General features: G+C 69.2%; 18 protein-coding genes. 4 read left to right on the plus strand and 14 right to left on the minus strand.

The window, feature by feature from the left end; all coding sequences use genetic code 11:
• The 6 genes from D4739_RS02060 to clpS all read right to left on the minus strand — a co-directional run bounded on the left by D4739_RS02060 (position 1) and on the right by clpS (position 3,585).
• On the minus strand, positions 1–771 hold the full coding sequence (locus D4739_RS02060) for an MBL fold metallo-hydrolase (protein WP_120059043.1): 771 nt from the start codon (positions 769–771) through the stop codon (positions 1–3).
• A gap of 70 nt (positions 772–841) precedes the next feature.
• The gene (locus D4739_RS02065; RefSeq protein ID WP_120059044.1) at positions 842–1,819 is read right to left on the minus strand and encodes a PLP-dependent cysteine synthase family protein; all 978 of its coding nucleotides are present in this window, start codon (positions 1,817–1,819) and stop codon (positions 842–844) included.
• Between the two features lie 38 nt (positions 1,820–1,857).
• Positions 1,858–2,136 carry a MoaD family protein gene (locus D4739_RS02070; RefSeq protein ID WP_120059045.1) on the minus strand — a complete coding sequence of 93 codons (279 nt, stop codon included), beginning with the start codon at positions 2,134–2,136 and terminating at the stop codon, positions 1,858–1,860.
• Entirely contained in the window at positions 2,136–2,582 is a 447-nt protein-coding gene (locus D4739_RS02075; RefSeq protein WP_120061670.1) for a M67 family metallopeptidase, read from the minus strand. The genes D4739_RS02070 and D4739_RS02075 overlap by 1 nt, the downstream gene beginning before the upstream one ends.
• 87 nt (positions 2,583–2,669) lie before the next feature.
• Positions 2,670–3,254 carry a DUF2017 domain-containing protein gene (locus tag D4739_RS02080; protein WP_120059046.1) on the minus strand — a complete coding sequence of 195 codons (585 nt, stop codon included), beginning with the start codon at positions 3,252–3,254 and terminating at the stop codon, positions 2,670–2,672.
• A 22-nt stretch (positions 3,255–3,276) separates the two neighbouring features.
• Entirely contained in the window at positions 3,277–3,585 is a 309-nt protein-coding gene (gene clpS / locus D4739_RS02085; protein WP_420799013.1) for an ATP-dependent Clp protease adapter ClpS, read from the minus strand.
• Between the two features lie 91 nt (positions 3,586–3,676).
• Between clpS and nemA the strand changes: the two genes are divergently transcribed.
• Positions 3,677–4,771: an N-ethylmaleimide reductase gene (gene nemA, locus D4739_RS02090; RefSeq protein WP_120059047.1), complete on the plus strand. Its 1,095-nt coding sequence runs from the start codon at positions 3,677–3,679 to the stop codon at positions 4,769–4,771.
• 66 nt (positions 4,772–4,837) lie between these two features.
• Here nemA and D4739_RS02095 read toward each other — a convergent pair whose 3' ends face one another.
• Together D4739_RS02095 and D4739_RS02100 are read right to left on the minus strand one after the other, a co-directional pair.
• Positions 4,838–5,368, minus strand: coding sequence for a DUF1697 domain-containing protein (locus D4739_RS02095; RefSeq protein WP_120061672.1), 531 nt, complete (start codon positions 5,366–5,368; stop codon positions 4,838–4,840).
• Positions 5,369–5,395: 27 nt separating this feature from the next.
• Complete coding sequence (locus D4739_RS02100; protein ID WP_120059048.1) at positions 5,396–6,289, minus strand: AurF N-oxygenase family protein; 894 nt, start codon at positions 6,287–6,289, stop codon at positions 5,396–5,398.
• A gap of 42 nt (positions 6,290–6,331) precedes the next feature.
• On the opposite strand from D4739_RS02100, the gene D4739_RS02105 reads away from it, so the two are divergent.
• Positions 6,332–6,640: a DUF4873 domain-containing protein gene (locus D4739_RS02105; RefSeq protein ID WP_120059049.1), complete on the plus strand. Its 309-nt coding sequence runs from the start codon at positions 6,332–6,334 to the stop codon at positions 6,638–6,640.
• Between the two features lie 33 nt (positions 6,641–6,673).
• Here D4739_RS02105 and D4739_RS02110 read toward each other — a convergent pair whose 3' ends face one another.
• On the minus strand, positions 6,674–6,973 hold the full coding sequence (locus tag D4739_RS02110; RefSeq protein ID WP_120059050.1) for a DUF3303 domain-containing protein: 300 nt from the start codon (positions 6,971–6,973) through the stop codon (positions 6,674–6,676).
• A gap of 152 nt (positions 6,974–7,125) precedes the next feature.
• A complete protein-coding gene (locus tag D4739_RS02115; protein WP_220699210.1) occupies positions 7,126–7,662 on the minus strand; it encodes a PaaI family thioesterase in 537 nt (178 codons plus the stop codon).
• A 55-nt stretch (positions 7,663–7,717) separates the two neighbouring features.
• Between D4739_RS02115 and D4739_RS02120 the strand changes: the two genes are divergently transcribed.
• Complete coding sequence (locus tag D4739_RS02120; protein WP_120059051.1) at positions 7,718–8,227, plus strand: winged helix-turn-helix transcriptional regulator; 510 nt, start codon at positions 7,718–7,720, stop codon at positions 8,225–8,227.
• A gap of 19 nt (positions 8,228–8,246) precedes the next feature.
• On the opposite strand, the gene D4739_RS02125 is transcribed toward D4739_RS02120, so the two are convergent.
• From D4739_RS02125 to D4739_RS02135, 3 genes are all read right to left on the minus strand, one after another.
• A complete protein-coding gene (locus tag D4739_RS02125; RefSeq protein ID WP_238473701.1) occupies positions 8,247–9,968 on the minus strand; it encodes a DEAD/DEAH box helicase in 1,722 nt (573 codons plus the stop codon).
• A gap of 155 nt (positions 9,969–10,123) precedes the next feature.
• On the minus strand, positions 10,124–10,378 hold the full coding sequence (locus D4739_RS02130) for a DUF3039 domain-containing protein (RefSeq protein WP_120061675.1): 255 nt from the start codon (positions 10,376–10,378) through the stop codon (positions 10,124–10,126).
• Between the two features lie 197 nt (positions 10,379–10,575).
• Positions 10,576–11,103, minus strand: a complete 528-nt coding sequence (locus D4739_RS02135) for a hypothetical protein (RefSeq protein ID WP_147384758.1) — start codon at positions 11,101–11,103, stop codon at positions 10,576–10,578.
• Between the two features lie 135 nt (positions 11,104–11,238).
• On the opposite strand from D4739_RS02135, the gene D4739_RS02140 reads away from it, so the two are divergent.
• Positions 11,239–11,952: a TetR/AcrR family transcriptional regulator gene (locus tag D4739_RS02140; RefSeq protein WP_120059053.1), complete on the plus strand. Its 714-nt coding sequence runs from the start codon at positions 11,239–11,241 to the stop codon at positions 11,950–11,952.
• Here the strand turns inward: D4739_RS02140 and D4739_RS02145 are convergent.
• The gene (locus D4739_RS02145) at positions 11,939–12,937 is read right to left on the minus strand and encodes a DUF3048 domain-containing protein (RefSeq protein ID WP_182920271.1); all 999 of its coding nucleotides are present in this window, start codon (positions 12,935–12,937) and stop codon (positions 11,939–11,941) included. The genes D4739_RS02140 and D4739_RS02145 overlap by 14 nt on opposite strands.
• Between the last annotated feature and the right edge of the window lie 105 nt (positions 12,938–13,042).

Genomic DNA, 13,042 nt, shown 5'->3' on the forward strand with positions numbered 1-13,042 from the left:
TCAGACCTCGTAGACCGCGCCCTTGGCGGCCAGGTCGAGCGGGCCACGCCAGAGCTCGGACGCCTCGGTGACGGCGATGATCTTGTCGTGCCAGGCGGGGATGTGGGTGAGCACGAGCCGCTCGACGCCTGCCTTGAGGGCGACCATCGCGGCCTCGCGACCGGTCAGGTGAATGTCGGGCGGGTTGACGTCGGCATCGCGGAACGCGGCCTCGGCGATGAACACGTGCGCTCCCTCGGCAGCCTGCACCAGGGAGTCACAGATGCCGGTGTCGCCGCTGTAGACCAGCACGCGGCCGTCGGCCTCGACGCGCAGCGCGTAGGCGGTCACGGGGTGAACGACCTGGGTGGGCGTGATCGTGATCGGACCGATCTGGACGGGACCGGCGTAGTCGAGGAAGTCGAACTCCTCGTTCATGCCCGGGTCCTCATCGAGGTCGTAGGCCTTCGCCATGCGGCGCGCGGTGTCGACCGGGCCCCAGACCGGGATCTTCGGCTGGGCACCGAGCGGGTGGTACTTCCGCAGCACGTAGTAGCCGCAGAGGTCCAGGCAGTGGTCGGCGTGCAGATGGCTCACGAAGACCGCGTCGATCGAGAGCGGATCGGCATGGTTGTGGAGCTCGCCGAGGGCACCGCTGCCGAGGTCGAGGAGGATGCGCCAGGTGCGGATCCGGCCACTCTCGTCGACCCCGTCCGCCTCGACGAGATAGCAACTGGCCGGGGCCTCAGGACCTGGGTATGAGCCCGAGCAGCCGATGACAGTGACCTTCACGGGCAACAACGTACGCCTTGGGGTCCCGATCGCGCTGCATTCTGCGATCCGGCTCACCCGATGACGAGCGTCACGCCCAGAGCTGGCCCTCGAGACGGTCCTCCGCCTGGTCGACAGTGCCCTCGTAGGCGCCGGTCGAAAGGTACTTCCAGCCGCCGTCGGCCACGACGAACGCGATGTCCGCGGTCTCGCCCGCCTTGACCGCCTTGGCGGCCTGGCCGAGCGCGGCATGCAGGATCGCGCCGGTGGAGATGCCGGCAAAGATCCCTTCCATCTCGAGCAGCTCACGGACGCGGCGTACGGCGTCGCGCGGGCCGACCGAGAACCGCGAGTCGATCAGCGACGCGTCGTACAGCTCGGGGACGAAGCCCTCGTCGAGGTTGCGCAGCCCGTAGACCAGCTCGCCGTAGCGCGGCTCGGCGGCAACGATGCGGACGTCGGGCTTGGCCTTGCGGAAGAACCGCGAGACACCCATGAGCGTGCCCGTGGTGCCGAGACCGGCCACGAAGTGGGTGATGTCGGGGAGGTCGGCCAACAGCTCGGGGCCGGTGCCCTCCTCGTGCGCGAGGGCGTTGGCGTCGTTGCCGTACTGGTAGAGCATCACCCAGTCGGGGTGCTCGTCGGCCATGCGCTTGGCCACGCGCACGGCCTCGTTGGAGCCACCGGCGGCCGGCGAGGAGTGGATCTCGGCGCCCCACATGCGCAGGATCTGGCGCCGCTCCTCGGAGGTGTTCTCCGGCATGACGAAGACGGTGCGGTAGCCCTTGAGCTTCGCAGCCATCGCCAGCGAGATGCCGGTGTTGCCCGAGGTGGGCTCGAGGATCGTGCAGCCCGGGTGGAGAAGGCCTTCCTTCTCCGCCTTCTCGATCATCTTCAGGGCCGGGCGGTCCTTGATCGAGCCGGTCGGGTTGCGGTCCTCCAGCTTGGCCCAGATGCGGACGTCTCCACCACCGTTGAGGCCCCCTCCGCCGATGGAAGCCGACAGACGCGGCAGCCCCACCAGAGGCGTGTTGCCGACCGAGGCGAGGAGGTTGTCGTAGCGAGCCATGTGCGCAGTATCGCGTGTTGGGCCGAAGCCCGCGAAACTCAGGCAGCTCCACCAGCAACGGCAGGGAGTACGACGACCTGGTCGCCGTCGGAGAGCTCAGCCTCGAGACCGCCGATGAAGCGGACGTCCTCGTCGTTGATGTAGACGTTGATGAATCGGCGCAGGTCACCGTTCTCGATGAGACGGTCCTTGAGGCCAGCGTGGCTGGCCTCCAGGTTGTCGATGAGAGCAGCCAGCGTGGCACCCTCGGCGTCGACGGCCTTCTCGCCGCCGGTGTAGGTGCGCAGGATGGTGGGGATCCGGACCTCAATGGCCATTACTGGTGCTCCTCAATCAAGGGCTTAGCAGGGACGACAGCGACCTCTTCTTCGGTCACTTCGCCGTCGATGATTCTGTAGGACCTGAACTCCACGGGGCCGTCGTTATTCCCGTGCTCGCGTGTGCTGACCAGCACGTAGTGCGCGTTGGGCTCGCTCGCCAGGCCGATGTCGGTGCGGCTCGGGTACGCCTCCGTCGCGGTGTGCGAGTGGTAGACGATCACCGGCTCCTCGTCGCGGTCCCACATCTCCTTGTAGAGCTGCAACAGCTCCGTCGAGTCGAACTCGTAGAAGGTGGGACTCCCCGCGGCGTTGATCATCTCGATGAACCGCTCGGGGCGGTCGCTGCCTTCCGGGCCCGCAACAATGCCGCAGCACTCGTCGGGGTGGTCCCGCTTGGCGTGCGCCACGATCGCGTCGTACGTGGCCTGGTCGAGGGTCAACACGGGCCCAAGACTAGGTGAGAACGCGGCGCCACCCTGCATCCGGCGGCTTCGGCCCGGGAGGCGGACAGGGCCCACGAACAGCCGGACTCAGCGCTGGAGCGCCTCGACCAGCGTCTCCTGCAGGTAGCCGACCCACTCGTAGATGTCGTGCGCCTGCAGGGTCGGGTCCTCGTCGGGCAGGGAGGCCCAGTACTCCTCGTCGCCCTCCTCGATGCCGAGCCGGGTGGCGAGGGCCAGCCGGATGTCGGTGAACGACCGCATCCAGGTCATCGCCTCCGGCTCGTCGAGCTCGACGTCGAAGTGGAGCCCGTCCTCGGTCAGCTCCGGCGGGAGGCCCGCCTCCTCGAGGCTGTCGATGATCGTCTCGGCGGCGCGGGACTTGCCGTCGCGCAGCGCCCCCTCGGTGAAGCGGCGGAACTCGGCTGCCGCCTCGTCATCGTCCGGGTACGCCGTGGGGAAGAGCCGGGCGAGCACCGGGTCCTCCGGCTCGCTCGTGGGACCCGAGAAGTCGAGCATCGCCTCGAGCGGGTCACGGTCGTCACGTGGCTCGGCGGTCTCGTTGTGCAGGAGCTCGACCAGCTGGCCGGCCAGCGAACGGAGCAGCTCGGCCTCGAAGCCGGTGAAGTCGGCGATGATCCGGCCGCTCTTCCTGTGCTTGGCGAAGCCGCTCACGGTGTCCTCACGTTCGCGCCGCTCACGAGCTCTTCTCCATGGTGGCCCAGAGCCCGTACTCATGCATGGCCTGCACGTCGCGCTCCATCTCCTCGCGAGTTCCGGTGGACACGACGGAGCGACCGTCCTCGTGCACCTCCATCATCAGCTTCTCGGCCTTCTTCTTGTCGTAGCCGAAGTACTTCTGGAAGACGAAGGTCACGTAGGACATGAGGTTGACCGGATCGTTCCAGACGATCGTCACCCACGGCTTCGCGAGGAAGGTGATCTCGTCGGGCAACAGAGACGAATCGACGCCCGGATCAACGTGGGAGGGGCTCGCTGCTGACACGCCGTCCATGGTGTCACAAGGAGGGGTCACGAATTGAACACGACGACCTGGTCCGGGGAATGCACGACCGCATGCACCCGTTGACGCCACCGTGACCGAACTCCTCTTCCAGCCTCTGACCGTCGGCGCCGTCCAGGTCGCCAACCGCGCCTTCATGGCGCCACTGACCCGCATGCGCGCGGACCAGCCCGGCGACGTGCCCAACGCACTGATGGCGGAGTACTACGTCCAGCGCGCCGGGGCGGGCCTGATCATCACCGAGGGCACGCAGGTCTCGCCCCAGGGCAAGGGGTACGCCGACACTCCCGGCATCTACTCGGCCGAGCAGGTCGCCGGGTGGCGTCAGGTCACCGACGCCGTCCACGCGGTCGGTGGCGTGATCGCGCCCCAGCTCTGGCACGTGGGGCGGGTCTCGCACGACTCGTTGCACGACGGCGCCCTGCCGGTGTCCGCGAGCGCCGTCGCCTACCGCAACCGCACCACCATCCGCGGCGAGGACGGCAACCTGACCCGGGCCGAGTGCCCCACGCCCCGCGCGCTGACCGTCGAGGAGATCGCCGCGGTCGTCGAGGACTACCGCGTCGCGACGCGCAACGCCCGGGAGGCAGGCTTCGACCTGGTCGAGATCCACGGCGCCCACGGCTACCTCCTGCACCAGTTCCTCTCCGCCGACAGCAACTTCCGCACCGACGCGTACGGCGGCTCGCTGGAGAACCGGGCCCGGCTGATGCTCGAGGTCCTCGACGCGGTCATCGACGAGTGGGACGCCGCGCACGTCGGCATCCGGATCTCCCCCATCGGATCCTTCAACGGCCTGCAGGACCCCGAGGGCGCGGAGGCCGGTCTCTACCTGGCCGCCGAGTTCAACCGCCGGCGCGTGGCCTTCCTGCACCTCTCCGAGCCGGACTGGGCCGGCGGCCCCGAGCTCACCGACGAGTACCGCCAGCAGCTCCGCGCGGCGTACCCCGGCGTGATCGTCGGCGCCGGCGCGTACGACGCGGGGAAGGCCGAGCGCCTGATCGAGGCCGGCCTGATCGACGCCGCGGCTTTCGGTCGTGCGTTCATCGCCAACCCGGACCTGCCCGAGCGCCTGCGCACCGGCGCCGACCTGAACGAGCCCGACCTGGCGACGTTCTACGGCGGCGGCGCCCGCGGCTACACGGACTATCCCGCCCTCACCGCCTGAACGACCGATAGCCCCCAACACCACGACCCTTTCCCTGCGAAATGGGGGTCCTGGTGTTGGGGACTGTCAGAGCCACTTGTCGGCGATGGCCCGGAGCACCGTGTGGTTGCGATTGGTCGCAACCCCGAGCAGCTTCTCGGCCTTGAGCGGATCGACGCCGCCCGCCTCGTAACCCTCGCCGAGCAGGAGGTGTGCGGCGCGTCCCCGGATCACCGCGCGGTGCGGTCCTGACTCGAGGGCGTGGACAGTCGCCACGACCTCAGAGGATGGCTCGTCCTTCAGCAGCAGCACGTAGTGCCGCATCAGCGCCGGATCGTGCAGCTCCTCGATGTCGTCGACGATCGCCCGCAACTCATCGGTGGCGAACACGATCGTCGGGACCTCGAAGCCGCGGTCGGCCGCGAAGGCCGACTCCAGCGCGGCCTCGACCTTCTCCCGCGAGCGTGCCCCCGAGGTCAGCCGGACGTTGCCGGTGTTGATGTGCGTCGCGACATCGCGTGCTCCGGTCGAGGCGACCACGCGGGCGATGTCGTCCTTGGGGAACTTGCGCTTCGCGCCCAGGTTGATGGCGCGGAGGAACGCGACGTACGACGGCATGTCGCCCATCGTTCCACCGGGGAGCAGTCACGGCATCAGGAATGACGCCTTCCAGACCTTGCGATGCGCCGCGCCGACCATGCCCTGCTCCTCGAGGAACGGCATGATCTTCTCCCCCATCCAGGCGATCGTCCCGCGGTAGTGCTCGTTGCGCAGCGCCGCGACCCGCGCCTCCCGCGGGTCGAGCCCGACCGACGCGTAGACGTCCGGATGGACCAGCGACCGCATCGTGGTCAGTGCCGCCTGCGCGGTCACGAGCTGATGAAACGCCCGCTGGGTGCGCCCGAGGTTCTTCGCCTCGCGGACCAGCTCCTCGCGCGCGAAGGTCACGTGCCGCGCCTCCTCGAGGACATGGATCCGGGCGACCATCCGCGTCAGCGGCTGGATCCGGTCGTCGCGCATCAGGTCCCGCTGCCAGCGATCCACCGGCTCCTCGCCGATCAGGATCGCGGAGTACGCCGAGGCGCCACGCAGCGCGCCCTTGCCCCAGCGCGCGAGCTCCCGCGCCTTGCGCCGCGGGCCGTAGGCGGGCATGTCCATCGTTGCCAGGGCTCTCCCGAACATGACCGAGTGCCGGGTCTCGTCGCCGATCTCCGTCAGCGCCCACTGGGTGCGCGCGGACCTCGGGTCGGCGTCGTACACGTCGCGGAGGAGGACCTGCATGAGGAGCACCTCGAACCAGAGCCCGACGCTGGCGATGCTGGCGACCTCGTGCTTGCTCAGCTCGATGCGCTGCTCCTCGTCGAGGCCGTCCCAGAGCTTCGTTCCGTAGAGCGACATGCGCTCCGGCTGCATCCAGAACTTGCCGGGCACGGGCGGCGCGGTCCAGTCGATGTCGACGTCCGGGTCGTAGGACTGGCGCGCGGTGGAGTTCAACAGGCGAACGGCGAGCTTCTCGGCCGGTACAACAAGATCCGTCATTAGTGGGACTCCATGTCTCGGGTACTTTGCTAGAGTCGCCCCATGACGACGATGCGTCAAGCACCCCGGCCGATCGCGCACTCAGCGGGCGCGGCGTACGACGGCCCTGCCGAGATCACCGTCGAGCGGACGGTGCACGCGGTCGAGGTCCAGCTGCGCAGTGAGTTCCAGCCGCTCGACGGCCACACGCACTGGCACGGCCGGATCGCTGCATCCTCAGCACTGCCCGATGTCGACAGCGGCGCGACCATCACGCTGCACACGCCCTTCGACTCCGCGGCGGGCCGCCTGAGCGACCGCGACCCGTGGGGACGGTTCCGGATCAGCGGGCTGGGCCGCCCGCCGTTCTGACCGACGGCCCGCAGGACCGCCCCGCGAGCAAGGTCAGCCAACCGATGCACGGAAGGCGACAGCTCCGGCGCCCACCGCGGCAGAGTCCGCGATCTCGAGCACCGGATAGACGCCGAAGGCGAACCAGACGCCGAACGGCGCGATGTCCTTCGCGATCAGCGCCGCGTCGTCCGTCTCGACGACCGCGAACCCGCCACGATTGTCTACCCGGCCGAGGAACTCGAGGAAGGTCGCACCCTCGCTGGGGGCCCAGTTGCTGAAGACCTGGAGCGACCGGGCCTCTGCTTCTTCGGTGACACTGGGAAGCGGCTCCCACGTGACGACGTACTTCATGACGGCTCTCCTTGGCGCGTGATGCAGGACCCGATCGACGCTAGTCCGGCCGCCCCGCGCGCCGCATGACACGGCGGGGCCACCCGCCCCAGTTCTGATCACCGGGGGCTCGCCGCCCTCAGCCGAAGGCTGCGCTCAGCTGAAGGCAGTGCTCAACTGAAGATCATGCAGCTCGAGGTGGCGTGCGCCAGCAGCTTGCCGGACTCGTCGAAGAGCTGCGCCTCGGCGAGCGCCGTGCGCCGTCCGCGCTGGATGACCCTGCCCTCGCACCGCAGCAGGCCGGAGTCGGCCGTGACCGGGCGGAGGAACTTCACGGTCAGGTCGAGGGACGTGTACATCTCCCCCTCGGCCAGCGTCGAGTGCACCGAGCAGCCGGCTGCCGTGTCGAGCAGGGTGGAGATGACTCCGCCGTGCACGCCGCCGAGCGGGTTGTAGTGGAACTCCGCCGCCGGCATCTCGACCACCACGCGACCCCGCTCGGGGTGGAACCCGGTCATGCCGACCAGCGACATCACGGGAGGCGGCGGCATCTTTCCGGTGACCATCGCCTCGAGCTGGCCGAGGCCGTCCAGGCCCACCAGCGGGGTGAAGTCGACCCGGGACGGCGGCGTCCAGGAGTGGGTCCTCGACTCCATGGGGAATCCGGAATCGGGCTCGGTCTCGGTGCGACGTGCCTCGGTCTGCGTCATGGACTCAGCATCCGCTCCCCTTGCTGGGTCTGTCAATAAGACTTAGCATGTGACCATGACCACCCCCGCGAGCGAGCGCGCAGCCGACCGGCCGTCTGCGCTCGACTACCGCACCGACAACTGCCCCATCGGGCGGACGATGGAGATCTTCGGCGAGCGGTGGACCCTCGTCGTTGTCCGCGAGGTCTTCAACGGCGTGCGTCGCTTCGACGACATGCGCCTGCGCACGCCGATCCCCCGCCAGGTGCTCACCGACCGGCTCCGGCTCCTCGTCGACCACGGGATCCTGGAGAAGGTGCCGTACCAGGTGACCGGACAGCGCCCTCGCCACGAATACCGGCTCACGACCAAGGGCATCGACCTCTACCCGGTGCTGGTCACGGTTGCCGCCTGGGGCAACAAGCATCTCCCCGACCCGGACGGCGCGGCGGTGGAGTTCGCGCACCGCGAGTGCGGCGGCCTGGTCCAGGTGGAGCTGACCTGCGACAAGGGGCACACGCTCGAGCAGGCGCGCAATGTCGTGGCCCAGCCCGGGCCGGGAGCCAAGCTCCGCGAGCCCGCCTGACCCACCGGCAAGACGCCGGTCAGGAGCTCTTGCGCCCGATCGCCCAGTCGCGGATCTTGTCGATGCGAGCCTGCAGCTGGTCAGCGGTGGCCACGGCAGCGGCTGGCCCGCCGCACTCCTTGCGCAGGGCCGAGTGGGTGACGCCATGCGGCTGCGAGGTGCGGTGGTACCACGCAGCGACCAGGCCGTTGAGCTCGCGCCGCAACAGCGCCAGCTGCTCGTGGGTGCTGACCTGTGCCACCGTGGGATGGCGTCGGTCGCTCCGCTCATCGCCGGCTTCGCCACCAGGCCGGGTCCCGCGCGCGGCAGCCTTCTGCTTGCTCGCCCGTTCACTCTGCCGCGAGCGCAGGAGGTCTCGCACCTGGTCGGCCTCGAGCAGGCCAGGAATGCCGAGGAAGTCCATCTCCTCGTCGGACCCCACGTGCACCTCGCCGGAGTGGCCGAACTCGCCACCGTCGAAGAGCACCCGGTCGAAGGTCGCCTCGGACCCGAGCGCCTCGAAGGAGAACTCGAGCTCCCCCGACGCAGACTCGGACGCGTTCGCCTGCGCGACCATCGCGTCCTCAGGGGCGAACATGTCGCCGTCGTCCGTCACCTTGCGGCCCAGGACGTGGTCGCGCTCAACCTCCATCTCGGAGGCCAGGCCGAGCAGGTTCGGCACGGAAGGCACGAAGACCGAAGCAGTCTCGCCGCGCTTGCGGGCACGGACGAAGCGCCCGACCGCCTGCGCGAAGAAGAGCGGCGTCGAGATCGTCGTGGCGTAGACACCGACCGCCAGCCGCGGAACGTCGACGCCCTCGGAGACCATGCGGACCGCGACCATCCAGCGCGCATCCGACTCGGTGAACGCCGCGATCTTCTTCGAGCCTGACTTCTCGTCGGAGAGCACCACCGTGGGCGACTCCCCGGAGATTCCCTTGAGCAGCTTGGCGTAGGCGCGGGCAGAGGTCTGGTCGCTCGCGATCACGAGTCCGCCGGCATCGGGCACGTGGCGGCGTACCTCCGAGAGCCGCCTGTCGGCGGCCTCGAGCACGGACGGCATCCACGAGCCGGCGGGGTCCAGCGCGGTGCGCAGCGCCTGCGCGGTCATGTCCTTGGTCAGCGGCTCGCCGAGACGTGCCACGACCTCGTCGCCGGCGCTCGTGCGCCACTGCATCTCGCCGGAGTACGCCATGAACAGGACCGGGCGCACGACGTGATCGGCAAGCGCGTGGCCGTAGCCGTAGGTGAAGTCAGCAAGGCTGCGCGGGATGCCGTCGGGTCCCGGCGCGTAGGTGACGAACGGGATCGGGTTGATGTCCGAGCGGAACGGCGTGCCGGTCAGCGCGAGCCGACGGGTCGCCGGGTCGAACGCCTCGCGGACACCCTCACCCCACGACAGGGCGTCACCCGCGTGGTGCACCTCGTCGAGGATGACCAGCGTCTTGGTGCGCTCGGTGCGGATACGCATCGCGAGCGGGTTCACCGCGACACCGGCATAGGTGACCGCGATGCCGAGGTACTCGGTCGAGGTCTTGCCCTGCCCCGCGGAGTACGTCGGGTCGATCGGGATGCCGGCACGCGCCGCCGCCTCGGCCCACTGGACCTTCAGGTGCTCGGTCGGCGCCACGATCGTGATCCGGTCGATCACACGACGGCTCAACAGCTCGGCAGCGACGGTCAGCGCGAACGTGGTCTTGCCCGCTCCCGGCGTTGCCACGGCCAGGAAGTCACGCGGCGACTCGTCGAAGTACTTCCGCATCGCGGCGGCCTGCCAGGCACGCAGCGAGGTCGCGGTGCCCCAGGCAGCACGGTCCGGCCAGGCAGGGGTCAGCGCACCTGGCGCCTGCGGGACGGAGTCCAGCAGCTCATCGCCAGAAAGGTCAGCTCCGAAGAGATCCGCGTCGCGCGGTGCTGTCACGCGTCGTCCCCGTCTTTGCCGCCGGGCTGCAAGGACTCCCAGATCTCCTTGCAGTCGGGGCAGACGGGGAACTTCTCGGGCGCACGGCTCGGCACCCAGACCTTGCCGCACAGGGCGATGACGGGGGTGCCCATGACCATCGCCTCGGTGAGCTTGTCCTTCGGCACGTAGTGCGAGAACTTCTCGTGGTCACCGTCCTCGGTGGGCAGCTCGCGTATGTCCTCGAGGACGTCGGTCTGGCTGAATCCGATGGGGGTGCTCACAGGTCTGATCCTATGCGAAACAAAGGGGTGGAAACGACGAGCCCCGGGGCCGGCGCGGGGGGAGGGATCGCGGCCGGGAAGCCGCGGGGAGGGTGCGCCAGCACCCGGGGCCGTCACGGTGTGGTCAGCAGGCGGGGAGGCCTGCGACCGACGCCATCGGGGACTGTCCGTCGGTGATCCGGAGATCAGGCGACGGCAGCCTTGAGGCGCTCGAGGAAGCTCAGCGGCTCGGCAGGCGCCTCGACCGCGGCCGGGAACTCAAAGCCCTCGCGGGCCAGGAGCTCGACCTTGGCGCCCTCGCGGTCGCCGTACTCCTCGAGCTGATAGGCCGACACGCGGCCGGACCACAGGGCCAGGAGCTCGTGCTCCTTCGCCTGGGACTTGCCGATGACGGCGAGGATCTCGGCGTCGGTGCCGGCCAGCGCCGCGTCGAGTGCCAGGCGGATGCCGGGCAGCTCGGCGACGTTGTCGCGCCAGGCGCCGATCACGGCCGCCTCGTAGTTCAGGGGCTCCTCGCTCATGACTCGTTCGAGGCGACCCGAGAGACGCGTGTGCCACTTGAGCGACAGCGCCGACAGGAGGTCGAGCTCGTCGCGGAACGTCTGCTCCACGCCGGGCAGGTACATCGGGGCCACGCCGTCACGACGGTTGTCGAGCTCGGCGATCACAGCGTTGAGGACATCCCCACGTCGATGAAAAGCATCCCAGTTCATGGTGTTGCTCCTTTCGTCTCATCCACACATACCGCTGGTACGTAACGACCGTACGTCGCATACTCGCGGTATGCCAACCCGGCACGCGGTGATCCTTGACACCTGTCCAGTGACCGCCCTCACTACACTCCGACCATGAGTAAGACCGAGGGCTCCGGCGAGCGAAGCGAACGACGGCCGAAGCTGCCGATCCCACGGGTTCCGTCGGTCGGCGCAGTGACGGGCATCTCCCGTCGGCAGCAGTACTCCGCCTCGACCCGGAAGGCCCTGGTCATGGCCGCCGAGTCGCTCTTCGCCCTCCGCGGGTACGCCGCGACGTCGCTCGACGCGATCGTCGCCGACGCCAAGGTCACCAAGGGCGCGCTCTACCACCACTTCAGCGGCAAGCAGGGCATCTTCGAAGCGGTCCTCGAGGACGTCGAGGACCAGGCCGCGCGTCAGATCCAGAAGGCCATCAAGGGCGTGGTTGATCCCTCCGAGAAGGCGCTCGCCGGCCTGCGCGAGTTCCTCCGCATCGTCCAGCAACCGACGTACTCACGCGTGGTCGTCCAGGAGGGCCCGGCGGTCCTCGGGCGCGAGCGCCACCGCGAGCAGGAGGACCGGTCGACCTTCGGCATCGTCCAGGGCCTCGTGCGCGACCTCCTCGGCGACGAGGAGCTCGCCCTGGACGACGACATGCTCCAGACGATCGCGCGGATCTTCTTCGGCGCCCTGTCCGCAGCGGGCGAGACCGTCGTCGGCAGCGCCGACCCGGCTGCCGCCAGCATCCGGGTCGAGAGTGCGATGGGACTCTTCCTCGCGGGCATCCGCGCCCTCGGGGAGAAGAAGCCGGACGTCAGCGGAAGCTGACGTCACCACCGGTGTTCGGCACCAGGTGCAGCCAGGTCTTGCCGGCCGGGACCGTGAGCGAGCCGGTCTTGGTCGCGAAGGTGACGGTCGTGCCGATCTGGGACTTGGTCCAGGTGCCGCGCACCGCCTTGCCGCCGTGGAAGATCACGGCGTCGCCGGTGCCCTCGAAGTGCGAGATCGGGACCGGGTTGCCTGCCGGGTCGGTGTAGGACGCCACCGAGGTCCTGACCTTGCACACGATGACCGTGTCGGCCGTGAACGTGTCATCGGCAGGCATGTAGCTGTTGTCGAGGCGGTACTTGCCACCGCTGAACGACCAGTGGGCGGTGCGCGCGGCGGACATGCGGGCGTCGATGCTCGTGGCGGCACGGCCACCCGGGAAGTCGCTGGCCTTGCCCCAGGGCAGGTAGTCGACCGGCCGGCTGGACTGCTTCTTCTGGCGCGACAGCTTGACCAGGTCCGCCATCACGCTGTGCAGCGAGTCGTGCTGGCCGTCACTGACCCGCGCGACGGCAGGGTTGCTCATGTCGGCGAACTTCACGCCGGCCTCGGCGAGGCCCTGGAGGGTCACGCCCGCGGCGCCCGACGTGACGATCTCGGCACCGAGCGGCTTGGCGATCCCGATGTCGGTGAGGCGCATCGACCGGACCGGGCCCACCTTGCGCGGCAGCTGCGACTGGAAGAAGGCCGCGAGCCGGGTGATGCCACCCTCGACCAGCTCCTCGACGACAAGGTCGGCCTTGCCGAGGCCCACCTGCGGGTTGCTCGCCGCGGTGTTGTCGATCTTGACGATGTACGCCGGGGACTTGGGCGACTTGCCGTCGGGGACCTGCTGCCCGGTCAGCGGCCAGGTCTCGACCACGGCGGGCTTGCCCTCAGGAGAACCACCATCGGCACCCGGCTGGTCGCTGCCTCCACCCCCACAGCCGGCCAACAGCAGGCTGGCGGCAACAGTGGCGGCGAGGGACATGCGGGTGCGGCGCACGGTGTGGCTCCGATCGTCAGGCAGTTCCATGGCAGGCGGTCGCCCAAAGTCTGAGGGCGCGCCGCCACCCTTCGGTGGAGGCGCGCCCTCAAACTCCCGAGAAGG

This window comes from Nocardioides cavernaquae (assembly GCF_003600895.1).
In the GTDB taxonomy this organism is placed as follows: Bacteria; Actinomycetota; Actinomycetes; order Propionibacteriales; family Nocardioidaceae; genus Nocardioides; species Nocardioides cavernaquae.

What these genes read in the sequence shown, in the direction of transcription:
- D4739_RS02065 (WP_120059044.1), bottom strand. Translation starts at nt 1,819, where the DNA reads ATGGCTCGCTACGACAACCTCCTCGCCTCGGTCGGCAACACGCCTCTG.
- D4739_RS02100 (WP_120059048.1), bottom strand. Translation starts at nt 6,289, where the DNA reads ATGACGGATCTTGTTGTACCGGCCGAGAAGCTCGCCGTTCGCCTGTTG.
- D4739_RS02140 (WP_120059053.1), top strand. Translation starts at nt 11,239, where the DNA reads ATGAGTAAGACCGAGGGCTCCGGCGAGCGAAGCGAACGACGGCCGAAG.
- D4739_RS02115 (WP_220699210.1), bottom strand. Translation starts at nt 7,662, where the DNA reads ATGACGCAGACCGAGGCACGTCGCACCGAGACCGAGCCCGATTCCGGA.
- D4739_RS02095 (WP_120061672.1), bottom strand. Translation starts at nt 5,368, where the DNA reads ATGCCGTCGTACGTCGCGTTCCTCCGCGCCATCAACCTGGGCGCGAAG.
- D4739_RS02135 (WP_147384758.1), bottom strand. Translation starts at nt 11,103, where the DNA reads ATGAACTGGGATGCTTTTCATCGACGTGGGGATGTCCTCAACGCTGTG.
- D4739_RS02105 (WP_120059049.1), top strand. Translation starts at nt 6,332, where the DNA reads ATGACGACGATGCGTCAAGCACCCCGGCCGATCGCGCACTCAGCGGGC.
- D4739_RS02110 (WP_120059050.1), bottom strand. Translation starts at nt 6,973, where the DNA reads ATGAAGTACGTCGTCACGTGGGAGCCGCTTCCCAGTGTCACCGAAGAA.
- D4739_RS02070 (WP_120059045.1), bottom strand. Translation starts at nt 2,136, where the DNA reads ATGGCCATTGAGGTCCGGATCCCCACCATCCTGCGCACCTACACCGGC.
- D4739_RS02120 (WP_120059051.1), top strand. Translation starts at nt 7,718, where the DNA reads ATGACCACCCCCGCGAGCGAGCGCGCAGCCGACCGGCCGTCTGCGCTC.
- D4739_RS02125 (WP_238473701.1), bottom strand. Translation starts at nt 9,968, where the DNA reads ATGCGGAAGTACTTCGACGAGTCGCCGCGTGACTTCCTGGCCGTGGCA.